This window comes from Sphingobium sp. L-44, from assembly GCF_056859495.1.
The window spans coordinates 1-21,296 of record NZ_JBSXOQ010000123.1; the positions used below are offsets into that span (position 1 = coordinate 1).

The 21,296-nt window shown below is 62.6% G+C and carries 28 protein-coding genes; 7 read left to right on the forward strand and 21 right to left on the reverse strand.

What is annotated here, in order from left to right:
• From AC13EK_RS23835 to AC13EK_RS23865, 7 genes are all read right to left on the reverse strand, one after another.
• Positions 1 to 291, reverse strand: a 291-nt coding sequence (locus AC13EK_RS23835) for a transposase (RefSeq protein WP_483022412.1), incomplete at its 3' end; no start/stop codon positions are given.
• 79 nt (positions 292 to 370) lie between these two features.
• A complete protein-coding gene (locus tag AC13EK_RS23840; protein ID WP_483022413.1) occupies positions 371 to 817 on the reverse strand; it encodes a hypothetical protein in 447 nt (148 codons plus the stop codon).
• Between the two features lie 9 nt (positions 818 to 826).
• A complete protein-coding gene (locus tag AC13EK_RS23845; RefSeq protein WP_483022414.1) occupies positions 827 to 1,114 on the reverse strand; it encodes a hypothetical protein in 288 nt (95 codons plus the stop codon).
• Positions 1,115 to 1,306: 192 nt separating this feature from the next.
• The gene (locus AC13EK_RS23850; RefSeq protein WP_483022415.1) at positions 1,307 to 1,495 is read right to left on the reverse strand and encodes a hypothetical protein; all 189 of its coding nucleotides are present in this window, start codon (positions 1,493 to 1,495) and stop codon (positions 1,307 to 1,309) included.
• Positions 1,496 to 1,498: 3 nt separating this feature from the next.
• On the reverse strand, positions 1,499 to 1,687 hold the full coding sequence (locus AC13EK_RS23855) for a helix-turn-helix domain-containing protein (RefSeq protein WP_483022416.1): 189 nt from the start codon (positions 1,685 to 1,687) through the stop codon (positions 1,499 to 1,501).
• 65 nt (positions 1,688 to 1,752) lie between these two features.
• Positions 1,753 to 2,238: a hypothetical protein gene (locus AC13EK_RS23860; RefSeq protein ID WP_483022417.1), complete on the reverse strand. Its 486-nt coding sequence runs from the start codon at positions 2,236 to 2,238 to the stop codon at positions 1,753 to 1,755.
• 173 nt (positions 2,239 to 2,411) lie between these two features.
• Positions 2,412 to 3,659: a tyrosine-type recombinase/integrase gene (locus tag AC13EK_RS23865; protein ID WP_483022418.1), complete on the reverse strand. Its 1,248-nt coding sequence runs from the start codon at positions 3,657 to 3,659 to the stop codon at positions 2,412 to 2,414.
• A 313-nt stretch (positions 3,660 to 3,972) separates the two neighbouring features.
• Between AC13EK_RS23865 and AC13EK_RS23870 the strand changes: the two genes are divergently transcribed.
• The 4 genes from AC13EK_RS23870 (at position 3,973) to AC13EK_RS23885 (ending at position 6,621) form a co-directional block, all read left to right on the forward strand.
• Positions 3,973 to 4,302: a hypothetical protein gene (locus AC13EK_RS23870; RefSeq protein WP_483022419.1), complete on the forward strand. Its 330-nt coding sequence runs from the start codon at positions 3,973 to 3,975 to the stop codon at positions 4,300 to 4,302.
• Between the two features lie 306 nt (positions 4,303 to 4,608).
• A complete protein-coding gene (locus AC13EK_RS23875) occupies positions 4,609 to 5,196 on the forward strand; it encodes a site-specific integrase (RefSeq protein WP_139149982.1) in 588 nt (195 codons plus the stop codon).
• Positions 5,197 to 5,287: 91 nt separating this feature from the next.
• On the forward strand, positions 5,288 to 6,043 hold the full coding sequence (locus AC13EK_RS23880; RefSeq protein WP_125985739.1) for a hypothetical protein: 756 nt from the start codon (positions 5,288 to 5,290) through the stop codon (positions 6,041 to 6,043).
• Positions 6,040 to 6,621: a PIN domain-containing protein gene (locus tag AC13EK_RS23885; protein WP_125985738.1), complete on the forward strand. Its 582-nt coding sequence runs from the start codon at positions 6,040 to 6,042 to the stop codon at positions 6,619 to 6,621. Before AC13EK_RS23880 ends, AC13EK_RS23885 begins: the two co-directional genes overlap by 4 nt.
• A 292-nt stretch (positions 6,622 to 6,913) precedes the next feature.
• On the opposite strand, the gene AC13EK_RS23890 is transcribed toward AC13EK_RS23885, so the two are convergent.
• Positions 6,914 to 7,126 (reverse strand): hypothetical protein, encoded by a 213-nt coding sequence (locus AC13EK_RS23890; RefSeq protein ID WP_048936326.1) that lies wholly within the window; start codon positions 7,124 to 7,126, stop codon positions 6,914 to 6,916.
• A 12-nt stretch (positions 7,127 to 7,138) separates the two neighbouring features.
• Between AC13EK_RS23890 and AC13EK_RS23895 the strand changes: the two genes are divergently transcribed.
• The gene (locus AC13EK_RS23895) at positions 7,139 to 7,315 is read left to right on the forward strand and encodes a hypothetical protein (RefSeq protein ID WP_279727630.1); all 177 of its coding nucleotides are present in this window, start codon (positions 7,139 to 7,141) and stop codon (positions 7,313 to 7,315) included.
• Between the two features lie 307 nt (positions 7,316 to 7,622).
• Here the strand turns inward: AC13EK_RS23895 and AC13EK_RS23900 are convergent, their stop codons facing one another.
• The 13 genes from AC13EK_RS23900 to AC13EK_RS23960 form a co-directional block, all read right to left on the reverse strand.
• A complete protein-coding gene (locus AC13EK_RS23900; protein WP_069336834.1) occupies positions 7,623 to 8,453 on the reverse strand; it encodes a 23S rRNA (adenine(2030)-N(6))-methyltransferase RlmJ in 831 nt (276 codons plus the stop codon).
• 311 nt (positions 8,454 to 8,764) lie between these two features.
• The gene (locus AC13EK_RS23905) at positions 8,765 to 10,015 is read right to left on the reverse strand and encodes an NAD(P)/FAD-dependent oxidoreductase (RefSeq protein ID WP_069336846.1); all 1,251 of its coding nucleotides are present in this window, start codon (positions 10,013 to 10,015) and stop codon (positions 8,765 to 8,767) included.
• Positions 10,016 to 10,020: 5 nt separating this feature from the next.
• The gene (gene pcaF, locus AC13EK_RS23910; RefSeq protein WP_483022420.1) at positions 10,021 to 11,223 is read right to left on the reverse strand and encodes a 3-oxoadipyl-CoA thiolase; all 1,203 of its coding nucleotides are present in this window, start codon (positions 11,221 to 11,223) and stop codon (positions 10,021 to 10,023) included.
• A 5-nt stretch (positions 11,224 to 11,228) separates the two neighbouring features.
• The gene (gene pcaD, locus AC13EK_RS23915) at positions 11,229 to 11,999 is read right to left on the reverse strand and encodes a 3-oxoadipate enol-lactonase (protein ID WP_483022421.1); all 771 of its coding nucleotides are present in this window, start codon (positions 11,997 to 11,999) and stop codon (positions 11,229 to 11,231) included.
• Positions 12,000 to 12,001: 2 nt separating this feature from the next.
• A complete protein-coding gene (locus AC13EK_RS23920; RefSeq protein ID WP_483022422.1) occupies positions 12,002 to 12,319 on the reverse strand; it encodes a 2Fe-2S iron-sulfur cluster-binding protein in 318 nt (105 codons plus the stop codon).
• A gap of 14 nt (positions 12,320 to 12,333) precedes the next feature.
• Positions 12,334 to 12,981, reverse strand: a complete 648-nt coding sequence (locus AC13EK_RS23925) for a 3-oxoacid CoA-transferase subunit B (protein WP_069336837.1) — start codon at positions 12,979 to 12,981, stop codon at positions 12,334 to 12,336.
• Positions 12,981 to 13,688: a CoA transferase subunit A gene (locus AC13EK_RS23930; RefSeq protein ID WP_069336838.1), complete on the reverse strand. Its 708-nt coding sequence runs from the start codon at positions 13,686 to 13,688 to the stop codon at positions 12,981 to 12,983. Before AC13EK_RS23930 ends, AC13EK_RS23925 begins: the two co-directional genes overlap by 1 nt.
• Positions 13,689 to 13,701: 13 nt before the next feature.
• On the reverse strand, positions 13,702 to 14,487 hold the full coding sequence (gene benD / locus AC13EK_RS23935; RefSeq protein ID WP_069336839.1) for a benzoate diol dehydrogenase BenD: 786 nt from the start codon (positions 14,485 to 14,487) through the stop codon (positions 13,702 to 13,704).
• A 10-nt stretch (positions 14,488 to 14,497) separates the two neighbouring features.
• Positions 14,498 to 15,013, reverse strand: a complete 516-nt coding sequence (gene benB, locus AC13EK_RS23940) for a benzoate 1,2-dioxygenase small subunit (protein ID WP_069336840.1) — start codon at positions 15,011 to 15,013, stop codon at positions 14,498 to 14,500.
• A complete protein-coding gene (locus tag AC13EK_RS23945) occupies positions 15,010 to 16,359 on the reverse strand; it encodes an SRPBCC family protein (protein WP_081331669.1) in 1,350 nt (449 codons plus the stop codon). Before AC13EK_RS23945 ends, benB begins: the two co-directional genes overlap by 4 nt.
• Positions 16,360 to 16,385: 26 nt before the next feature.
• Positions 16,386 to 17,312 (reverse strand): dioxygenase family protein, encoded by a 927-nt coding sequence (locus tag AC13EK_RS23950; protein WP_069336842.1) that lies wholly within the window; start codon positions 17,310 to 17,312, stop codon positions 16,386 to 16,388.
• Between the two features lie 37 nt (positions 17,313 to 17,349).
• The gene (gene catC / locus AC13EK_RS23955) at positions 17,350 to 17,640 is read right to left on the reverse strand and encodes a muconolactone Delta-isomerase (protein ID WP_037511893.1); all 291 of its coding nucleotides are present in this window, start codon (positions 17,638 to 17,640) and stop codon (positions 17,350 to 17,352) included.
• Between the two features lie 5 nt (positions 17,641 to 17,645).
• A complete protein-coding gene (locus AC13EK_RS23960) occupies positions 17,646 to 18,803 on the reverse strand; it encodes a muconate/chloromuconate family cycloisomerase (protein WP_069336843.1) in 1,158 nt (385 codons plus the stop codon).
• A 111-nt stretch (positions 18,804 to 18,914) separates the two neighbouring features.
• Between AC13EK_RS23960 and AC13EK_RS23965 the strand changes: the two genes are divergently transcribed.
• Positions 18,915 to 19,838: a LysR family transcriptional regulator gene (locus AC13EK_RS23965; protein WP_017499296.1), complete on the forward strand. Its 924-nt coding sequence runs from the start codon at positions 18,915 to 18,917 to the stop codon at positions 19,836 to 19,838.
• A gap of 125 nt (positions 19,839 to 19,963) precedes the next feature.
• Positions 19,964 to 21,292, forward strand: a complete 1,329-nt coding sequence (locus AC13EK_RS23970; protein ID WP_069336844.1) for an MFS transporter — start codon at positions 19,964 to 19,966, stop codon at positions 21,290 to 21,292.
• Positions 21,293 to 21,296 lie beyond the last annotated feature (4 nt).

Genomic DNA, 21,296 nt, shown 5'->3' on the forward strand with positions numbered 1-21,296 from the left:
AAAGCCCGGATCGTCGCGCAGGGCATCAAGGTCGTCGGCGTCCTCGTAGGCGCAGGCAATCGCCAGAACCCGCGCCCGCAAGATATCATCCAGTTTATGGATCACACGACAGGGATCGCGCGGATCGGCAATGCAAGCGGCAAGCTGCCTGCAGATATCCAGCTCGCGTTCGGCCTGGGCCACCAGCAAAACCCCACCGTCCGAAGTCAGCCGTGCCCCGTCGAAGGCGGCGGTGATTTTCTTTCGGCCCACCGCTGGGAATCCAAATCCGGTTGGGCTAGCATCGTTCATGGCGGGTGTGGGCCGTGGCTTTTTCTGTCCCGCAGAAGGGATGGTTTAGACACCCAATTTCCTACTTCAGAACAGAACCTTACGCTACTCCCGCCAACCCTCCTGACCGCCCCGGTGAATAGGAGAGGTTAGTCATCAGATCGATGAAGCGCCCAGTCGCCCTTGCGATGGCCTCCAATGGCGCGCCAGCCGCCTCCCAGTGAATTGTAATCATGCGATTGAGCGGCAGGCCAATGGCATCGGCGTGTCGCGCTGCGTCTATGAGATTGCCGACATGCGCGACGCTCAACTCATAACTCGCCCGGTCGGCATGATTGCGTGCGCCGCCTCTGACAGTGCGGTTACCAGAATGTGCTGCAACACCTAAAGTAGGATAAATAATAGCAAGAGCCGTGCCATCTCGGCTAATCGGCGGTTTATCGGGTGATTGCGGCCGGAGCGGTGCACTTGAAACTTCACCGAAAACCCCTTTCCGGTGAAGTTTCAAATCGCCGCCATGCCGAGCGCTCTGTTGCGCCTTGGGCATGGCGGCGAGTCAGCAGGCTATCCAGACAATGGCCAGCTTGCCGGTTGCATTCGGCCTGCGCTGCCCGCTGTCACGGATAAGCCCTTTGCGCTTCAGTTCGCTGGTGCGCGGCTGGATCGACCAGCGGTCCATGCCAAGCCGTGCGGCCAGCTCATCGGCAGTAAGCCCTATGGACCCAGCATCGCAGATTGCCCTGCGCGCCATGCGCTGGAGCCGTCCCAGCTTAGGCGTCATGGCATCGGCAGCGGCCCTGGCCGTGTCCACATTCCTGTGCCCCGGCGTGTCGGGATAGGTCATTACTCACCTCCCTCTGCCAGAGGCGGCAGGCCCGCGCGGTTCAAGAGTTTCGCAAGCCAATCGGCTTGCTTGTTGCTCAAGGGCGAAGGATCGACCGCAAGCTGGCCCAAGAACCCCCCGCCCCGGCGGTTGAGCCGGTAATTTCCGCAAAGGAGGGCGAGTGCTGCCTGCCGATGATCGGAAAAGGCGTGCTTAGCCATTGCGCGCCTCCCCCAAACAAGAATGGGCCGCATTCTGCGCTATCCAAAGTGCCAAGCCGAATATGGAGGCAGGCATTTGCGCCTGCCTGTCCAATGCGGTAATGGAGGGAAGCAACCAGCCGCCAAGTTGATTGCGCGAAGCCCCGGCCTGCCCGCCGGGGTTTTGCTTATTGAGGGACATAGCTCACATCTCCCCCGCGATCAGGGCTTTCAGCGCTTCTGCCGGAATGAGGGTTCGCCCGCCGACGCGCGTTACGCGCAAGCGACCAGCGGCAATGTGATTGTAGAGTGTCGTTCGGCCCAAACTGGAAACCGAGCAAGCCTCGCGGATACTGTAGGCAAGTTTCTGGGTGTGGTTGATGTTCGACATCATGGAATACCTCCGGATGAAAACGAACACCTCAACTAACGGCACTAATCGCCTTAGACAAAGCCAGTTTATGGTGTTTTAGGACGCCCTAAAAAATCCACTTCTCCGCGCTCGTAAGCCTGTTGCAGCTCTTCCGCCTCAATCGCCTGCATTGCCATCTCGCGATGCGAACGGACCTGCCTCTTCACGTAATCAGCTTTCAGGCCGTAAGCCTCTGCCACTTTGTGGCACGCACGCTCTAGATGGCCTCTTCGGAAGCCTCCCAGCCTCGCAACTGCAATAGCCATTTCCGCGTCGCGAATTTCGCTTAGCTGCGGATCGTGGGCGCGAGGCGGCATGTCTGACCGACGGGCAAGTTTGATCTCGAAGAAGCAATTGGCATCCGTTCCCTCGATCATGGCAAGAAGCTTGCGCGCCACTTCGGGATTGATTTGGAAGTTGGAACAGCGGATGTGTTCGGCCAACCAGTCTATGCGGCCATAGTGAAGTTCGCGAACAGCGTGGTAGGCGCTGGCATCCGGCTGCTCCTCAGGCAGCGGTTCAAACTCTTTCATCCCGCTCTCCGGTGGCGGCTCCGATGATAGAGGGGGAGCCACCCTACAGCCATGCTCGATCCGCCCCCGCGATTGAATTGCTTCTCCGGGCGTCACAACCTAATTTGCGGGCTATGTGGAGGCAATTGCAAAGTCTCTACAGACGGTGCCACCCATTCGAAAATCTCGAACCTCTATTGGGCTTCAACCTTGCGAATTGGAGTGACCTCGCCGCGAGCGATGCCTTTACAAGTGCAGTAGGTCGTCCAATCATCCATCAGTCGCCGCCGCTTTTCGAAAAGGTCGCCGCGCCGATAGGCCCGCTCCACCTTGTTCTCGATAGTGTGCGCCAACGCCATTTCAGCGACCTCATGGGCATAGCCGGTGCACTCGGCAGCCCAGTCGCGGAAGCCTGAACGGAAGCCGTGCACCGTTACATCGACTTTCATCCTGCGAAGCAGCATGGTCATGGCCATGCCGGACATTTTCCCGCCCTTGATCGCCGGGAACAGCCATGTCTTGCGCAGTCCTTGCGTGGACTTCAAAATCTCTACCGCGCGGGGTGACAGTGGCACGCGATGTTCCTTGCCTGCCTTCATGCGGCTGGCCGGGACCGTCCAGATTGCCTTGTCCAGATCGACTTCATCCCACGTTGCCCCGATCACTTCCCCAGTGCGGGCAGCGGTCAGGATGGTAAATTCCAGCGCCAGCGCCGCGACAGCCTTCCGCTTGCGCAGCGCGCCGACGAAGGCGGGGATCGCTTCATAGGGCATTGCCTTGTGATGGCCGCGCGTGAGCCGGGAACGAGCAGGCAGGATTTGCGCTATATGGCCGCGCCACCGGGCCGGATTTTCGCCTTCCCGGTATCCGCGCGCCTTGGCGGCATCGAGGATCGTTTCCATGCGCCCCCGCACGCGGCTGGCAGTCTCGGCCTTGGTTTTCCAGATAGGCTCAAGGATTTGCAGAACGTGTGAGGTGGCCACCTCAGCAACGGGCAGGTCCCCAATCACCGGATAGGCATAGGTGGCCAGCGTGTTCTTCCATTGCTGCCGGTGCTTGTCATTGCGCCAGCTTCCCTCATTCGCGCCGATGTAGGTTTCCGCCACGGCCTTGAACGTAATTCCGGCGACCTGTGCCGCCTGAGCAGCCGCAAGGGCCGCAGCGGCCTCCCGCTGGCGTTCCTCAAGAGGATCAATCCCCGCCTTCACCTTGAGGCGCAGCGCGTCGCGGGCATCGCGGGCATCGGCGAGGGAAATGCCGTCCGGTCCAGCGGGGCCAAGGCCAATGTCGCGAGATTTGCCATTCAGCATGAAGCGGTAGACCCAGGACTTTGCCCCGCTTTCCTTCACCAGCAGCCGCAATCCGCCGCCGTCGACATGACTTCCCGGTTTGGCATTTTTCACAGCCAGCGGAGTGAGTGCGTTGCTGAGTTTCTTGGGCATTGTGGCTCCTATGAGGGGAGCCGAACCTGTCAGAGCCTTGCCGGTTTGGCGAAAATGGCAGACGTTCCCCTAAACGTTCCCCAATAATAGCGCGGTTTTAGGGGAACGCAATGGGACGCATTCGGACAGGTGAGGGGTGCACCTTCGACATAATCCGCTATTTTAGCCATTATATTGGATAAACAGGAACGATGTCGGACGCCAGTTTGGCGGACTCCCTCTCCGCCACGACTTCCTAAGTGATTGTCGTTGCTTGACCTTCTGACAGAGCGTCGCTTTTCACCACCCCAGTGCGACAAAGTGGTGCGACAAAATGCGGTTGATGACGCATGTCAGAAGGACGAGTGACGGCGGATTCGAAGTCCGCATTATTGTTCCTGAAAAGCTTCGATCAGCGATTGGAAAATCGAGTCTGACGAAGCGCCTTGGGCGGCTTTCGAAATCCGAAGCCAATCGTCTCGCTGCGCCGATCATTGATGAGTTTCGGACACGGATCGAGCGGGCAAGGCTCGGGGGGCTCGATGCGATGCCTCCGCCACCATTGGCTTTCGTCGGCGCAATTGCTCCCGTCAGTTCATCTTTGCGTCGCGCGTCACCGTCAAAGCTCATGGAGCTATTCGATGGCTATGTGCGCGAGCGTTAGCCCGCGCCTTCTACGATCAAGCGATGGCGTCCTGTAATCGCGCATCTCACTGGCCATCTCGGGCATGATGACGGAGGGCGTGTCTGTGCCGATGACATCATCCGGTGGAAAGAGGCTCTTGCGGATCAAGGTGTCAGTGGGCGCACTATCCGCGAGGTCTACCTTACCGTTTCTAAGGTCGTCTTCGCGTGGGCCGTCGAAAATCGGAAGCTTGACACCAACCCGGCGGCTGGCGTGTCTGTGCGGGTCCCAAAGCGTGTGAGATCGCGGGGGGCCAGCTTCACCTCGGTTGAAGCGCGCACGATATTGCTGGCATCGCTTTCGCATGATCAGGGGCGGATTGCCGCTGAACATGCCCTCGCTCGGCGCTGGATACCTTGGCTATGTGCATACAGTGGCGCGCGCGTCGGCGAGATCACTCAGATGCGGGGGACCGATATTGCTTCAATTGATGGTGTCTGGGCTATGCGTATCACACCGGAGGCAGGAACGACGAAAAGCGGGCAGGCCCGCATTGTGCCGTTGCATTCTCATCTGTTGGAGCAGGGTGTGTTGAAGATTGCGCAGGGGGCGGGCGAAAGGCCGATTTTCTACGATCCGGCTCGTGGTCGCGGTGGGTCTGCGGGGAATGCCCATAGTAAGAAGGTCGGGGAGAGGCTGGCGGCGTGGGTGCGTGAGATTGGGGTCGATGATCCAAATGTGCAGCCGAACCACGGTTGGCGGCATTTGTTCAAAACGCTCGCTCGCCGTGCAGGTATAGAACCGGAGGTTCGTGATGCCCTTCAAGGGTACGCACCGCGCAGCGTTGGAGAATCCTATGGGGAATGGCCGATCGATGTGTTGTTGCGGAGCATTGAACTGCTTCCGCGCTTTGAAGTGGGTTTAACTCGGTGAGTGCTCATTTTTTGACAACCACTTCCTTTGTAGGAAATGGCTGACTAATCTGCGCTTGAATGATTGGCGCAGCCGCAAGTGAGTGAGAGAGGTGGCAGCCGTGACGCCGGTTGAGTATGTCCTCAGGATTGACGCTTTTACGCCTGACACCATGCCTATGGCGCGGTTGGCAGAGTATCTTGGCGCGCTTGCACGACTACTGGGCCACGCAGAGCATACTCATTTCGTCAGGCTGGAGGAGGGCAGCGCAAAGCTTGTCCATCGCGTTGATGCCGTGGATGCGCCGAAGGTTGAGACACGGCTCAATGGGGTTCTTGTTGGAAATGCGCCGAAGGAGGCGCTGAACGCTCAAAAGGCAATCGAGCAGCTTCTTGTCAATGACAATGCTGTTGCAACGCTTTGCGAGGTGTCTTCGGGCCGGGTAGTTATCCCGTTTGAAGGACGGAATAGGCCAAAGCCAATGGTTTTCCCGCCGTTCCGTGAAGATACCACTATCGACGGGCAGATTGTGAGCATCGGGGGGCGTGATCCAAGCGCTCACGCTGTCCTTCAGGACGGCGACGCTTTCCACACGAACATCCAAATGAAGAGGGAAGTGGCACGAGAACTTGCGCCCCTTCTTTATGGTCCCATGGTGCGGCTGCATGGGAATGGTCGCTTTGAGCGTCAGTTGGATGGTGTCTGGAAAATGCTGGATTTTCGAGTGGATCGTTTTGAAGTGCTCGATAATCGTCCAATTGCCGAGGCGCTGGCCGCTGTTCGAGGTGTTCGTGACAATCGCCTGATGGATGCTGAAGCATATCACGATATTTCGCGACTTCAGGATCAAGGAGATGGCGATCAGTGATCATTGTGGTCGATAGCACAGCACTGTGCTTGCTGGTAAATCCCTCCGCCAACCCGCCTGATGATCCGAACACTGGCAGGCCGGTCGTCCAAGCGCGGGATCGCATCGAACGCATGATATCGGAGTTGGGTGCCAACGGGACGCTGATTATTCCCACGCCGGTATTAGCAGAGGTTTTGGTGCGGGCGGAGGCCGGGGCATCTGCGATTGTGGCAGAGTTGGAGCGCCTGTCACGCGTCAGGGTCAGGCCATTTGACCAGCGTGCGGCTATCGAAACAGCGATCATGACGGGCGAGGCAATTCGGGCGGGCGATAAGCGCGGAGGTTCGACGGATGCATGGCAGAAGGTAAAGGTTGACCGTCAGATCATCGCCATCGCTCGAACGAACAATGCCACGCGAATTTATGCTGATGACAAGGCGCTCGTTGCCTTCGCGCGGCGGTTAGGCATGGATGTGGTTAGCACATGGGAATTGGCCTTGCCGGAGACAGAGGAAAACCTCTTCACCGCAAACGGCCTACGACCTGATGGGAGTGATGATTGCCTTGCCGATGATGCAATTGGTGAGATGTCATAGCTGAAATCGCACCACTTTGTCGCACTGGGGTGGTGAAAAGCGACGCTCTGTCAGAAGGTCAAGCAACGACAATCACTTAGGAAGTCGTGGCGGAGAGGGAGGGAAGCCGTTCTTCGCGTCAAACATGCTGATATTGCGTGCCTTTTCGAGGGTTGAACGTAGCAGGTTGTAGCGTTGAAGTGGAGCGGTAGTTCGACTTCTGCAACGGGATTCGAACCGTTCTCCACCGATCGTCCCTGCCGTGATCGCGCGGGATATCATCACGCGGGAGGATCGAGCGTCATGATGGAGATCAAGGCGATGCAAGGCAGGTGGAGCGGGTGGCGGGGGTCCGTCGGGTGGTTCTGGAGGGCTGCGGTGAACCAGCGTCCTCGGCCATCATTTCCTCGCCATCGTCCCCGGCGTCGCTATCGATATGTTCGATGATCCCGGCGACGCTCTCCCCCTGATCATGGGCAGCAGCATGGGTGGCCGACGTTGCCTTCGGCTTCGAACGTGATGCCATATGCTGATCTCCATGATGTCGCTGACGGTCGCCCAGAGCATGGGCGGTGATGGTCGGCGGATGACGATGTGGCCTGACGATGTCGGGTCGACGATCGGGCGAGATGATCCCGGCCTGATGCTGGTAACGACCGTCGGCGGTGAAGACGGGGGCCCGGAGGATGCCGATCAGTCAGCCAGTGCCGGATAGACCGATGCCCGACCGATCCCCATGGTCTTGGCGATCGCGGCAGCACCCATGCCGGCTCCATTAGCGGAATGCGGAGCGGATGAGGTATCGGAATGCTCAACGAAGCACGGTTGTGCGTAGCACAATTTCAGGAAAGGGGTGGGCTTTTCGAGGCGCATCATCTCTGCCGGCTCGTTATGCCTGCGGGCTGCGGCTTTGGCGATATGATCGGCGAACTTCGTGTTTCAGCGATCAGCCCGATCCAGTCTGCCTGCAATCTGGAGCGCAGCAATGCTCGCTCTGGAGGAAGAGTGGGCTTGGGTTTATCCTAGTCGCTCAACCAATCGGCGAGAATCTCGCCCCGATGCCCTTCGGGGGCCAACGCCGCGCGAAAGGCCTCCAACATGGGCGGTAATGCCTGCGTGAAAGCGTAGGGCGGATTGACTATGAAGAGGCCCGCACCGTTATAGATGCCGGGTTGCTCGCTATCATATAGCCAATGCTCCACGCACAGAAATTTTGGGATGCTGAGCTTGCGCAACTGCGCCTTCCATCGCGCATGCGTGGCGTAGTCTTTCAGCGGAAACCAGATTACCGTCACGCCATGCGCCCATTTGCGCTGCGCGGCGGCGAGGGTGGCGGTGATGCGGGCACGTTCGTCCGTCTGCTCATAGGGCGGGTCGACCACTACCACGCCGCGTGCGGTGCGGGGCGGTACCATGGCCAGCCACAATTCGTAGGCGTCGCGTTCATGCACGGCAGCGCTGGTCCCCCGCATCGCCCCGCGCAGGGTGTAAGCGTCTTCCGGGTGCTTCTCGTTGAGGATCAGGACATCCTGCGGGCGCAAAAGCTGTGCCAGAAACCGCGGCGAGCCGGGGTAAAGCTGCGGCTCGTCCCCCACATTCACCGCCCGCACGGCGGCGCGATAGTCGTCCAGCAAGGGGTTGTGGTCGGCAAAGGCCCGCAGCACGCCCTGCGTCGCCTCGCCGGTGCGTTGAGCGGCATCGCCGCCAAGGTCGTACAGGCCACAACCGGCATGGGTGTCGATCAGCGTGAGCGCGCCCGGCTTGTGTTGCAAGGCCCGTATCAGGGCGATCAACAGGCTGTGCTTGACGACATCGGCGCTGTTGCCCGCATGGAAGGAATGGCGATAATTCATTGTGTTTCAGATCCTGACGGCCTGCCTTTAGACGAGCTGCCGGACCTTCTGCAAAGCGAAGTTGTGGCCGGGCCGATATTATCGGGCGCACAAACCGAATGCGAGGTGATTGAAGCAACCAATCCGGCGCGCGCATAGGGGTGGGCGGAAACCTGCAACGGGCTTTGGAACTAGGCCAGGCGCTCCTTGTGTCGTGGATTGATAAGGGCGTGGCCACAGCCGCATCGGGTGCCGTGGCCACGCCCTTGGCATGGTCATGATCGGCCCGTCAGCGACCGCCGCCGTCATGGAAGCACGGCGATCGCCTGCACTTAGTCGACGGCAGCCAGTGTTGCGCGGACGGTGTCCTTGAGCGCGACACTGCTATCCGAAAGCCGGTCGATATCGATCTGCACGTCATTCTCGATGAGCTTGCGCCCCTGGACATAGTCCTTCACGCTGTTCACGCAGTCGAGCGCGATGACCTTGCCATCCCTGAGATAGACGATCGAGAAGGCGCCGTCGGCGGGCGTGCCGCGCATCACCGTCTGGTCGAACCCCGCGTTGATCCCGGCGGTCTGGAGCTTGAGATCATATTGGTTGGACCAGAACCAGGGGAAGGCGCGATAGGGCCGTTCGTCGCCGCAGATCGCCTTCGCCACGCAGGTCGCCATGTCATTGGCATTCTGGACGGATTCTACCCGCATCACCTGCCCGCCGGCAAAGTCGCAGGCAAAGGCGGCGCAGTCGCCGATGGCATAGATGTCGGGCAGCGAGGTGCGGCACCCGGCATCGACATCGACGCCATTGGCGCCCTTGGCCCCGGCACGGATCAGCGGCTCGACCGCCGGGATGATGCCAATGCCCACGATCACCGCCTGCGCCGGGATGCGCTCGCCATCCGCCAGCCGCACCGCCGTCACCTGACCGTCCGCCCCCTCCAGGCAATCGACCCTGGCATCCAGGCGCAGGTCGACGCCATGGTCGCGATGGACCTGCTGGTAGAAGGCGGACAACTCCTCGCCCGCCACCCGCGCCAGCACTCTTGGCAGCGCTTCCAGCAAAGTGACCTTGAGGCCCATCTTGCTCAGCACCGCGGCCGCCTCAAGCCCGATATAGCCGCCGCCAATGACCACGATCTCGCGCTTGCCGGCATCGATTTGCGCCATCAGCGCGTCGCAGTCGGCGCGGGTCCGCACTGCATGAACGCCGGCCAGATCGGCGCCCGCGCAGCTCAGCCGGCGCGGATCGCCGCCGGTCGCCCAAATGAGCTTGCCATAGCCAAGGCTGCGTCCGTCGGAGAGCGTCAGTTGCTTACCGGCCGGATCGACCGCCGTCACTTCGGTGCCGAGCAGGAAGTTCACATCCTTTTCCGCCCAGAAGGCCGGCGGGCGGATAAGCAAGCGTTCGAACGCCTTTTCGCGCGCGAAATAATCTTTCGACAGCGGCGGCCGCTCATAGGGATATTCCGGCTCGCGGCCCACCACCATGATGGTCCCGGCAAAGCCGTTCTGGCGCATTGCGATCGCGCATTGCGCGCCGCCATGGCCGGCCCCGACGATGACGATATCGGCGCGATCCATCATCATCACACCCGCTCCAGCAGGACGGCCAGCCCTTGGCCGACGCCGATGCACATGAAGGCCAGCGCATGGCGCCCACCGGTCCGATGCAGTTCCTCGACCGCCGACAGCGCGATGCGCGCGCCCGACATGCCGAGCGGATGACCAAGCGCGATCGCGCCGCCATTGGGATTGATGCGCGGGTCGAACGGATCGACGGCCAGGTCGCGCAGCGTCGCGATCGCCTGGCTGGCAAAGGCTTCATTGAGTTCGATCACGTCGAGTTGATCGACGGTCATGCCGTTGTGGGCGAGCAGCTTGCGCGCCGCCTCGATCGGACCGGCGCCCATGATGCGGGGCGCGATGCCGGCCGCCGCCATGCCGATCACCCGAGCACGCGGCGTCAGGCCGTGCCTTACCGCAGCCGCTTCCGACGCGACCAGCATCGCCGCCGCGCCGTCATTCAGGCCCGATGCATTGCCCGCCGTCACCGTGCCGTCAGCCTTCACCACGGGCTTCAGCTTCGCCAGCGCCTCCAGACTGGTGGCGCGCAGATGCTCGTCCGCCTCGAACAGCAGGGGATCGCCCTTCTTCTGCGGGATCGAGACCGGCACGATCTCGGCAGCGAAGCGCCCGCTCGCCTGCGCGCGCGCAGCTTTTTCCTGGCTGGCGAGGGCAAAGCGATCCTGTTCCTCGCGGCTGATGCCCCATTGTTCGGCGACATTCTCGCCGGTCTGGGGCATGGTATCGACGCCATAGGCGGCCTGCATCGCCGGATTGATGAAGCGCCAGCCGAGCGTCGTGTCTTCAATCTTTTGGTCGCGGCCAAAGGCGCTGCCGGCCTTGCCCAGCACATAGGGCGCGCGGGTCATGCTCTCGGCGCCGCCGGCGATCAGGAAATCGGCGTCGCCGCTGCGGATCGCCTGCGCCGCCATGCCCAGCGCATTGAGGCCCGAGCTGCAAAGCCGATTGACGGTCACGCCCGGCACGGCCTCGCCCATGCCTGCCAGCAGCACCGCCATGCGCGCGACATTGCGATTATCCTCGCCCGCCTGGTTGGCGCAGCCCAGGATCACATCGTCGAGGGCCGACCAGTCGGCCCGTTCATTGCGCGCCATCAGCGCCTTGAGCGGCAGCGCCGCCAGATCATCGGCGCGGATGGTCGCCAGCGATCCGTTGAGCTTGCCGATCGGGGTGCGGACGGCATCGCAGATGAAGGCCTGTGCCATATGTCTCAGCTTTCCAGGAAAGAGGTGATGGCGCCCGCCAGCGCCTCGGGCGCTTCGAGCGGGGCAAGATGCGCGGCTTTCAGCGCCACATGCGCCGCGCCGGGGATGCGGGCGATCAGATGTTCGCCATGCCCCGCATAGGGTGTCGATATGTCGCGCGTGCCGGTCACGACCAGGGTCGGACAGGCGATGCCGCCGATCCGGTCGGCCAGGTCCATGTCGCGGATCGCCGCGCCGCAACCGGCATAGCCCTGCGCATCCATCGTCAGCAACTGACGTCGTACCGCTTCATAGATGGCCGGCTCGGCGGCGTCGGACAGGAAACGACCCATGGCAAGATCGGCGATGGCGGCCATGCCCTCGCCCCGCACCTTGGCGATACGGTCGTTCCAGGAGGCGCTGTCCATCGTCGCGGAGGTGCAGATCGGCAGCAGCTTCTCGACCCGCCCCGGCGCGCGCAGCGCCAGTTCCATGCCGATCATGCCGCCCAGCGAGACGCCTGCCACAGAGAAGCGATCGAACCCGGCCGCATCGGCCGCCGCCAGCACATCGTCGGCCAGCATGGCGAGCGCATAATCGCCCGGCTCGGCGATCGAGGCGCCATGTCCGCGCGTGTCGATCCGCAGCACAGCGAAGCGATCGCGCAGATGGGGCAGCACGCCGTCCCACAAATCCATGTCGGTGCCGATGCTGTTCAGCAGTAGCAGCGCGGGCGCGTCATCCCGCCCGTCACGCTTCCAGTAGAGGTTCGCACCGGGACGCTGGATGAAGGCCATACTCAATCCTCCGGCGCGATGGCAACGCGCAGCCCGTCGAGCGCGGCCGTCATCATGATCTGGCAGGACAGGCGCGACCGATCGCCACGATGGTCGGAGGAATCGAGCAGGTCATCCTCGTCGCCGCTGGCCGCACCGACCGCGCCGGTCCAGGCCCCATCCACGAAGACGTGGCAGGTGGCGCAGGAACAGCAGCCGCCGCACAAGGCGAGCAGTTCGTCAAAGCCATTGTCGCGAATGGCCTCCATCACGGAGACACCCTCACGGGCATCGATATTGGTTTCGTCCCCCGCACGGTTGACGACGATCAGATTGGGCACGGTAAATTCCAGTCTTATGCGTTTTCGAGGATCGCCAGCGGCGCGCCGGTCTTCTCGACGACTTCGGCTTCGGTCACGCCCGGCGCCAGTTCGACAAGGGTGAGGCCGCCCTTCGCCCGATCGACGGCGATCACGGCGAGGTCGGTGATGATGAGGTCGACCACCGCCTTGCCGGTGAGCGGCAGCGAGCAGGTCGGCAGGATCTTGGGGCTGCCATTTTTCGACACATGGTCCATCACCACGACCACGCGCTTGACGCCCGCGACCAGGTCCATCGCCCCGCCCATGCCCTTCACCATCTTGCCGGGGATGGTCCAGTTGGCGAGATCGCCATTGGCGGCCACTTCCATCGCGCCCAGCACCGCCATGTCGATATGGCCACCCCGGATCATCGCGAAACTGTCCGCCGAGGAGAAAAAGCTGCTGGTCGGCAGCGCGGTGATCGTCTGCTTGCCGGCGTTGATCAGGTCCGGGTCCGCCTCACCCTCATAGGGAAAGGGGCCGATGCCGAGCATCCCATTCTCGCTTTGCAGCGTGACATTGACGCCTTCGGGCACATGGTTCGCCACCAGGGTCGGGATACCGATGCCGAGGTTCACATAATAGCCGTCGCGCAGTTCCTTCGCGGCGCGCGCCGCCATCTCGTCGCGGGTCCAAGGCATCAGGCAATCTCCCTTTCGCGGACGGTCAGCTTCTCGATCCGCTTCTCGTTGATGGTGGAAAGGACGATGCGGTCGACATAGATGCCGGGCGTATGGATGCAGTCGGGGTCGAAGCTGCCCTCGGGCACGATTTCCTCGACCTCTACCACGGTCACCTTGCCGGCGGTCGCCATGTTCGGGTTGAAGTTGCGCGCGGTCTTGCGGAACATCAGGTTGCCCGCGGGGTCGGCGCGCCACGCCTTGATGATCGACAGATCAGCGCGCAGCCAGGTTTCGCGGACATAATCCTCGCCCTCGAAATTCTCGATCGGCTTGCCCTCGGCCACCACCGTGCCGACGCCGGTCTTGGTGTAGAAGGCCGGGATGCCGGCGCCACCAGCGCGGATACGCTCGGCCAGCGTCCCCTGCGGGTTCAGCTCCAGCTCCAGTTCGCCGGAGAGATACTGGCTTTCGAACAGCGTGTTCTCGCCCACATAGGAAGAAATCATCTTCCGCACCTGCCGGCTTTCCAGCAGCATCCACAGGCCGAAACCGTCGGCGCCGGCATTGTTGGAGATGACGGTCAACTCCTTCACGCCGCTCGTCCGGATTTCCGGGATCAGGCTTTCGGGATTGCCGGAAAGGCCGAAGCCGCCCGACATGATCGTCATCCCGTCGAACAACAGGCCATCAAGGGCCTGCGCCGGGCTGTCGTAGATTTTCTGCATGTCTTCAGTCCCTTCAGCCGATATCGCCGCCCGCAACGGGCAGGACCGATCCGGTCACATAGCTGGCCTCGTCGGAGGCGAGGAAAAGGATGGGCGCGATCTGCTCGTCCAGCGTGCCGTAGCGCTTCATGAAGGCCGACGACGTCACCTGCGCCACCGCCTCGGCCATCCATTCCTGTTCCTGAACATTGTCGCCCTCGGCATTACGCGGCACGCGGCGCGGCGGTGCACTGGTGCCACCGGGCGCGGTCGCGACGACACGAATGCCCGCCTCCGCATATTCCATCGCCAGCGCTTGCGTCAGGCCATTGATCCCGCCCTTCGCCGCCGAATAGGGCACGCGGCGGATGCCGCGCGTGGCGTTGGACGACAGGTTGACGATCGTCCCCGCGCCCTGTTCCAGCATTGCAGGCAGAACCGCATGGCAGCAATAGAGGGTCGGCATCAGCGAGCGTCGGATTTCCGCGTCGATCTGTTCCGGCTCGAACTGCGCATAGGGCCGCATGCGGATTGCGCCGCCGACATTGTTGATGAGGATATCGATGCGCCCGAACGCCGCGATCGCCGCCGCCATCGCCTGTGCCGCACCCTCATAGGTTTCAAGGTCGCAGGTGACCGAAATCGCCTTGCCGCCCGCCGCCACGATCGCCTGCTCGACATCGGCCACGAAGTCCGCCCGGTCGACCAGCAAGAGGCTGGCGCCCTCTGCCGCGGCGCGGGTGGCGACGCCGGCACCGATGCCCTGCGCCGCGCCGGTCACGACCATCACCTTGCCGGCAAAGCGGCCCTGGAAGATCATCGCTCGCCCCTCAGATATGATAGACGTCGATGACCTGATGAATATAGTCGTCCTTGAGGACGATCGTCTTCTTCAGGATCTTCGGCGCCGCGCCACTGATGTCCAGCGTGACGAAGCTGGTTCCGAAAAACTGCTGCGTCTTCTGGTAGCGATGGCTCATCGTGTGCCAGTTGTAGCGCAGGTCGATCGCATCGCTCCGCGTCTCGATCACCTCGATATTCGCCAGGAAGTGCGAGGTGCGCGCCTCCGGCGTGCTCGCCGACGACCGTTCGGTCTTCAAGCGATAGACGCGATCCTCCAGCCCCTTGCGGTTGCCATAATAGATGAGCGAGATTTCGCTGTGCGGATCGGTGGTCAGCGCATCATCGTCGGTCCAGGCCGGCATCCAATATTCGCACTGTTCCGAATAGCATTCGAGCCATGCGTCCAGTTCGCGATCGTCGAGCAGCCGTGCCTCGCGATAGAGAAAGGCGCAGATATCCTGATAGGAGAGCGCCGCGCGCTCCGTGTCGAGCACCAGTGTCATTCTGCGGCCTCCATCATCGGCGCACCGGCTTCGCGAGCCATGCCGTCGAGCATGATCTGCGCCCAGAATTCATGCTGGCGCACGAACAGCCCTTCGTCCTCGCTGCGCTCGCTCGACAGTAGCGGATTCATCCCCATCGCCGTCGCATTGCTGTCCGGCCCGGCGATCCAGCGGGTCGCGCCGCGGCTGAGGTCGTTCCACAATTCGCCCGCGCCTTCATAGGCCGACTGGCAGCTGCGGAATTCCTCCAGATCGTCGGGCGTACCCATGCCGGTGACGTTGAAGAAATCCTCATATTGGCGGATGCGATGCGCCCGGTCTTGCGCGCTTTCGCCCTTGGGGGCGTAGCAATAGATGGTGACTTCGGTCGTATGCACGTCGATCGGGCGGACGACGCGGATCTGGGTCGAAAACTGATCCATCAGGAAGACATTGGGATAGAGCGCCAGATTGCGCGTCTGCTCCAGGATGAAGCGGGCCTTGTCCTCGCCCAGTCGCTCGACCAGCTGGTCCTTATAGTTCCAGACCGGCCGGACCTCGGGGTTCAGCACCTGCGTCCAGAGCAGGATATGACCATGCTCGAAGCCATAGACGCCGCTTGCCGGTGCCTTCGACCAGCCATTGGCGTCGACCGCCTTGGTCCCGCCCTCGGCGCGGCGGCCCATGGTCGACTGGTAATTTTCATGGACCGAACTGACATGATAGCCGTCGCAGCCATTTTCCATCTGCATCTTCCAGTTGCCATGGAAGGTGTAGGTGGAATTGCCGGTCAGCACTTCCAGACCCTCGGGCGCCTGGTCGACCATCTGGTCGATGATGACCCTGGCCTCGCCCAGATGATCCTCCAGCGGCAGGACATCATGATTGAGCGACCCGAAGATGAAGCCGCGATAGCTTTCGACCCGCACCTTGGTCAGGTCGTGCGACCCTTCATGATCGAAACTGTCGGGATAGGCGCCGGTGCTGGCATCCTTGGCGCGCAGCAGCTTGCCGTCGGTCTTGAAGCTCCAGCCATGGAAGGGGCAGACGAAGAGCGGCTGGTTGCCACGCTTGCGGCGGCACAGCTTGGCGCCGCGATGGGCGCAGGCATTGACCACGCAATTGAGGCCGCCATCCTTGGCCCGCGTCAGGATCACCGGCGTATGGCCGATCCAGGTGGTGAAATAGTCGTTCTTCTTCTCGACCTGGCTCTCATGGGCCAGATAGACCCAGTTGCTCTCGAAGATATATTTCATCTCCAGATCGAACAGTTCCGGGTCGGTGAAGACGTCGCGGCGGCAGCGGAAAATGCCGGTTTCCGGATCGTCCACGACCGCGGTTTCAACACGGTCGCGCAGGAAAGCCATGGGGCTGGTCATGATCCTCTCTCCTCTCAGGCCGGTTCTGCGACCGGTTCGACGGCATCCACCACCAGGCGCTTGCGGGTCGAGAAGGCCTCGTCGCCCTCATCGTCCGCGCGCTGCAGATGGAAATCGAAGGCGATATGGGCACTGTCACCCTGACGGTTGGGCACCGGCAGCAGCCCTTCGCGGGTGCCGAAGGCGAAATCGTCGGCAGCGAACGGATCATCGCCGAAGTTGATCTGGGTGGTCAGGCGGCGATAGCCCGGCGCCTCGATGAAGAAATGCACATGGGCGGGGCGATTGCCGTGCCGGCCGAGCGCCTTCATCAGCCTGTCGGACGCGCCGCCCGGCGGCACCGAATAGCCGTTCGGCATCTTCGACGAGAAGGCATAGGTGCCATCGGCCGCGATCTTGAGGCGACGGCGATTGTTGAACGGCGTCTGTTCATGGGTCGGGTCGAAATGCGAATAGAAGCCGTGCGAGTCCGCATGCCAGACATGGACCAACCCGTCCGTCACCGCCTCGCCATCGGGGCCGATGATGCGGCCGGTCATGTAGAGCGTGTCGGTATCGTCGGCATCGTCGGTCAGATAGGCGCCGCTCTCGACGATCGGCGCACCCTCGACATAGAGCGGCCCTTCGATCGTGCGCGGGGTGCCGCCCGACTTGCCGGCCTCGGCATCCTTGGCATCCATGTAGAGATCGATGAAATGTTCCAGGCCGACGCCCGGCATCAACAGGCCCAGTTCGCCCGCGCCCGCCGCGCCCTGCAGGAAGTTGACGGCATTCCACACCTCGTCCTCGCTGACGTCATAGCGGGCGATGACGGTCATGCAGGATTGGATCAGGTCGCGAACGATGCCCTTCATGCGGGCGTTGCCACCGTCGCAGCCCAGCCCCGCGACACGGTCGAGCAGGTTCTGGATTTCCGGTGTTTCTACGAAGCTGGTACCCATATTTTCTCTCCTAAGCTTTGCGGTCTGTGTCGGACGATCAGCGATCATCCTCATGGATCGAGGACGGATGGCGGCAGAGCGGCGTGATCTTCATCGTCATGAAGGGGTAGAGCGGCAGCGCCATCAGCGTGTCGTGCAGGGCGGCATTGCTCTCGACATCGAAGATCGAGACGTTGGAATAGAGGCCGACCTTGCGCCAGATATGGCGCCAGGTGCCGGCGGCCTGCAGCGTCTGGAAATAGGCCTTTTCCGCGGCCTTGATCCGGGCGGCTTCCGCCGCATCGAAATCCAGCGGGATGTTGACGTCCATTTCGACCATGAACAGCATGGGTTTCAGGCTCCTGCGGTAACGGCGTGAAGGATCGGCGACGTGCGATCGCGTCGGAAGAAGGCGAGCTTGTCCTCGTCAAAGGCGATGCCCAGGCCCGGCCCGGTCGGCACGGCGAGCGAGAAGTCGGCATAGCCAAGCGGATCGCGCAATATGTCCTCGGTCTGGAGCAGCGGACCGAACAATTCGGTGCCCCAGGCAAGGTCCGGCAGGGTGGCAAAGACATGGGCCGACGCGACGGTGCCGACACCGCCCTCCAGCATCGTGCCGCCATAAAGTCCGATGCCGGCCGCCGTGCCGATCGCGGCCACGTCAGCCGCTGCGAACAGGCCGCCCGACTGGGCGATCTTGAGCGCGAAGACGCCGGCGGCATGGGCCGAGGCGATCCGCATCGCGCTGCGCGGACCATTCAACGCCTCGTCCGCCATCAGCGGCACCGGCTGGTTCTTCGACAGGCGCGCCATTGCGGCGATCGCGTCGCCGGCGATCGGCTGTTCGACCAGGTCGCAGCCGACATCATGCAGCATGGCCATGCCGATCTTGGCCTGCGCCTCCGACCAGTTCTGGTTGACGTCGACGCGCACGCTGGCGCGGTCGCCCAGCGCCTTGCAGATGGCGCCGACATGGGCGACGTCATCGCGCACCTCGCGCTTGCCGATCTTCAGCTTGAAGATGCGGTGGCGCCGGCGGTCGAGCATTTCCTCGCCCTCGGCAATGTCGCGCGCGGTATCACCGCTGGCCAGCGTCCAGGCGACGGGCAGGCTGTCGCGCACCCGGCCGCCGCCGATCAGTTCGGACACGGCGATGCCCAGCCGCTTGCCCGCCATGTCGAGCAGCGCCGTTTCAACCGCGCATTTGGCGAAATGATTGCCGCGCACGCAGCGGGCGACTTTGGCCATGGTGGCGCCGACCTGCGCCAGGTCGCAGGTTTCCAGTACGGGGACGATATAGGTGTCGATCGCCGACTTGATGCTTTCGGGGCTTTCCTCGCCATAGCTGAGGCCGCCGATCGTGGTCCCCTCGCCAATCCCCTCGATACCGTCGGCATCGGTCAGGCGGACGATCACCATCGATTGGGCGTGCATGGTCGCCATGGCCAGCACATGCGGGCGGATCGTCGGCACATCGACGATGAAGGTATCGGCGTGGCTCAATCCAGCCATTGCGGCGACTCTCCCAAATGCTTACGTTTCATGGGATAGCTATGCCTCGTCCGCGCCGGTTTCAAAGATCAATGCGGTCAAGGGGCCATACTCTGGAGGTATAAGTCAGTGATGGACCTGCGCCTCTTGCGCTATTTCGTGGCGGTGGCCGACGAAGGCAATTTCAACCGCGCCGCCGACCGGCTGCATATTGCCCAGCCGCCATTGTCCCGCGCGATCCAGCAACTGGAGGCGCATGTCGGCGCGCCTCTGCTCGACCGCGCCAGCCGCCCGCTGCGACTGACCGATGTCGGGCGCCTGCTTCATGCCCAGGCGCTGCAGTTGCTGGCGCGGATGGAGGATGTCGAGACGATGGTGAAGACCGCCGCAACCAGCCAGCGCCGCCGGCTGGTGATCGGCTTCGTCGCCTCGACCATCTATGCCCGCCTGCCCGAACTGATCCGCGAATTTCGCAAGGTCGCCGACAATGTCGAACTGGTCATGGTGGAAAGCACCACCCTGGAACAGATCGCTGCGCTCAAGGACGGACGCATCGATGTCGGCTTCGGCCGCATCCGGTTCGAGGATCCTGCCGTCCGTCGCATCATCCTGCGCAATGAGAAGATGGTCGCCGCCTTCCCGATGGACCACCCGCTGGCCCGCGGCGAAGGACCGATCTCGATCCGCGACCTGGCCGAAGAACCACAGATCATCTATCCGCGCGCGCCGCGCCCCAGCTATGCCGACCAGGTCATATCACTGTTCCGCGACCATGCGATCGAACCGCGCATCGTCCATGAGGCGCGCGAACTGCAGATCGCCATCGGCCTGGTCGCGGCGCAGGAGGGGATGGCGATCGTCCCCGAATCGGTCCATCGCGCCCGCAGCCACGATGTCGCCTTTCGCGACCTGGTCGAGCCGGCCACCTCCCCGATCATCATGAGCCACCGCCCCGGCGACCGTTCGCCCGAACTGGCGCTGATGGCGTCGGTGATCGCGCGCCAATATGCACAATGGGGCTATGAGGTGCCGGCCGCCCTGACCGAGGAGCTTTGAAGCCACCGAACCGCCCGCCATACCCGTAGCGTATTTCAACGGGACTTAATTGGTATTTGGCGTCGCCCTGCATGTCATTCACTTTCCCGAGAAATCATACCCATCAATAAGGGAGAGGAATCGATATGCAGGGTATCGATATAAATCGTCACATCGACGAAGCCAGGTTCGGAAACCTACATCTCAAGATCATCATTGCTTGCGCCATCCTGCTTATAGTCGATGGCTATGACGTCTTCATTTACGGCGTCGTCCTTCCACAGTTGATGGACCAATGGGGACTTAGCGCCCCGCAGGCCGGGTCGCTCGCCAGCTGGGCCTTGTTCGGCATGATGTCCGGCGCGCTCTTCTTCGGTCCTCTGGGCGACCGGATCGGCCGCAAGACCTGCATCACCATCTGCTTCGCGCTGTTCAGCGCCGCCACCTTCGTCAACGGCTTCGCCACCACGCCGACCATGTTCGGCGCGCTGCGCTTTCTCGCCGGCCTCGGCTGCGGGGGGCTGATGCCCAATGCGGTCGCACTGACCAATGAATATGCGCCCAAGCGGATGCGCAGCACACTCGTCGCGCTGATGTTCAGCGGCTATGCCGTGGGCGGCATGGCGGCTGCGGGCCTGGGCATCTGGCTGCTGCCGCTGTTCGGCTGGCAGGCGATGTTCTTTGCCGCTGCCGTGCCGCTCGTCCTCCTGCCGCTCGTCCTGCGCGGCCTGCCGGAATCGGCCGGCTTCCTGGTCCGTCAGGGGCGCCAGGAACAGGCCCGCGCCATCCTTCAGCGGCTGTCGCCCGGCGAGCGCCTCGACGGCCCGCTGCTCCAGCCGCAGGGTATCGCCGCCAAGACCAGCATTGCCGCGCTTTTCCAGCACAATCGCACGCTCGGCACGCTGTCGATGTGGCTCTGCTTCTTCTGCTGCCTGCTGATGGTCTATGCGCTCGGCTCCTGGCTACCACAGCTGATGCGCAGCGCCGGATACAGCCTCGGGTCCAGCCTGTCCTTCCTGCTGGCACTCAATTTCGGCGGCATGTTCGGCGCGATCGCCGGCGGACGCCTGGCCGACCGGTTCGGCCTGCCCCAGGTGGTCATCGCCTATTTCCTGCTCGGCGCGATCTGCATCAGCCTGCTCGGCCTCAACGGGCCGATGCCGATCCTCTATCTGCTGATCTTCGTCGCCGGCGCCGGCACCACCGGCACGCAGATATTGCTCTATGCCAGCGTCGCCGACTTCTATGACCTGTCGGTCCGCTCGACCGGACTTGGTTGGGCATCGGGCATGGGCCGGGTCGGCGCGATCGTCGGGCCGATGCTGGGCGGCGTGCTGCTCGCGGCGCAACTGCCGATGACGCTCAATTTCGTCGCCTTCGCCATACCGGGCCTCGTCTCGGTGCTGGCCACCCTGGTCTTCATGCTGAGCCGTCGCCAGCAGGCCAACCGGGAAAGCTACGCCCTGGCGGCGTGATCGG

Excerpts from the sequence above, each read along its gene's own strand:
- AC13EK_RS23840 (WP_483022413.1), bottom strand. The coding sequence starts at position 817 with ATGCCCAAGGCGCAACAGAGCGCTCGGCATGGCGGCGATTTGAAACTT.
- AC13EK_RS23845 (WP_483022414.1), bottom strand. The coding sequence starts at position 1,114 with ATGACCTATCCCGACACGCCGGGGCACAGGAATGTGGACACGGCCAGG.
- AC13EK_RS23850 (WP_483022415.1), bottom strand. The coding sequence starts at position 1,495 with ATGTCCCTCAATAAGCAAAACCCCGGCGGGCAGGCCGGGGCTTCGCGC.
- AC13EK_RS23855 (WP_483022416.1), bottom strand. The coding sequence starts at position 1,687 with ATGATGTCGAACATCAACCACACCCAGAAACTTGCCTACAGTATCCGC.
- AC13EK_RS23860 (WP_483022417.1), bottom strand. The coding sequence starts at position 2,238 with ATGAAAGAGTTTGAACCGCTGCCTGAGGAGCAGCCGGATGCCAGCGCC.
- AC13EK_RS23865 (WP_483022418.1), bottom strand. The coding sequence starts at position 3,659 with ATGCCCAAGAAACTCAGCAACGCACTCACTCCGCTGGCTGTGAAAAAT.
- AC13EK_RS23870 (WP_483022419.1), top strand. The coding sequence starts at position 3,973 with ATGCGGTTGATGACGCATGTCAGAAGGACGAGTGACGGCGGATTCGAA.
- AC13EK_RS23890 (WP_048936326.1), bottom strand. The coding sequence starts at position 7,126 with ATGGCATCACGTTCGAAGCCGAAGGCAACGTCGGCCACCCATGCTGCT.
- AC13EK_RS23895 (WP_279727630.1), top strand. The coding sequence starts at position 7,139 with ATGATGTCGCTGACGGTCGCCCAGAGCATGGGCGGTGATGGTCGGCGG.
- AC13EK_RS23900 (WP_069336834.1), bottom strand. The coding sequence starts at position 8,453 with ATGAATTATCGCCATTCCTTCCATGCGGGCAACAGCGCCGATGTCGTC.
- AC13EK_RS23905 (WP_069336846.1), bottom strand. The coding sequence starts at position 10,015 with ATGGATCGCGCCGATATCGTCATCGTCGGGGCCGGCCATGGCGGCGCG.
- pcaF (WP_483022420.1), bottom strand. The coding sequence starts at position 11,223 with ATGGCACAGGCCTTCATCTGCGATGCCGTCCGCACCCCGATCGGCAAG.
- pcaD (WP_483022421.1), bottom strand. The coding sequence starts at position 11,999 with ATGGCCTTCATCCAGCGTCCCGGTGCGAACCTCTACTGGAAGCGTGAC.
- AC13EK_RS23925 (WP_069336837.1), bottom strand. The coding sequence starts at position 12,981 with ATGCCTTGGACCCGCGACGAGATGGCGGCGCGCGCCGCGAAGGAACTG.
- AC13EK_RS23930 (WP_069336838.1), bottom strand. The coding sequence starts at position 13,688 with ATGCAGAAAATCTACGACAGCCCGGCGCAGGCCCTTGATGGCCTGTTG.
- benD (WP_069336839.1), bottom strand. The coding sequence starts at position 14,487 with ATGATCTTCCAGGGCCGCTTTGCCGGCAAGGTGATGGTCGTGACCGGC.
- benB (WP_069336840.1), bottom strand. The coding sequence starts at position 15,013 with ATGACACTGGTGCTCGACACGGAGCGCGCGGCGCTCTCCTATCAGGAT.
- AC13EK_RS23945 (WP_081331669.1), bottom strand. The coding sequence starts at position 16,359 with ATGGCTTTCCTGCGCGACCGTGTTGAAACCGCGGTCGTGGACGATCCG.
- AC13EK_RS23950 (WP_069336842.1), bottom strand. The coding sequence starts at position 17,312 with ATGGGTACCAGCTTCGTAGAAACACCGGAAATCCAGAACCTGCTCGAC.
- catC (WP_037511893.1), bottom strand. The coding sequence starts at position 17,640 with ATGCTGTTCATGGTCGAAATGGACGTCAACATCCCGCTGGATTTCGAT.
- AC13EK_RS23960 (WP_069336843.1), bottom strand. The coding sequence starts at position 18,803 with ATGGCTGGATTGAGCCACGCCGATACCTTCATCGTCGATGTGCCGACG.
- AC13EK_RS23965 (WP_017499296.1), top strand. The coding sequence starts at position 18,915 with ATGGACCTGCGCCTCTTGCGCTATTTCGTGGCGGTGGCCGACGAAGGC.
- AC13EK_RS23970 (WP_069336844.1), top strand. The coding sequence starts at position 19,964 with ATGCAGGGTATCGATATAAATCGTCACATCGACGAAGCCAGGTTCGGA.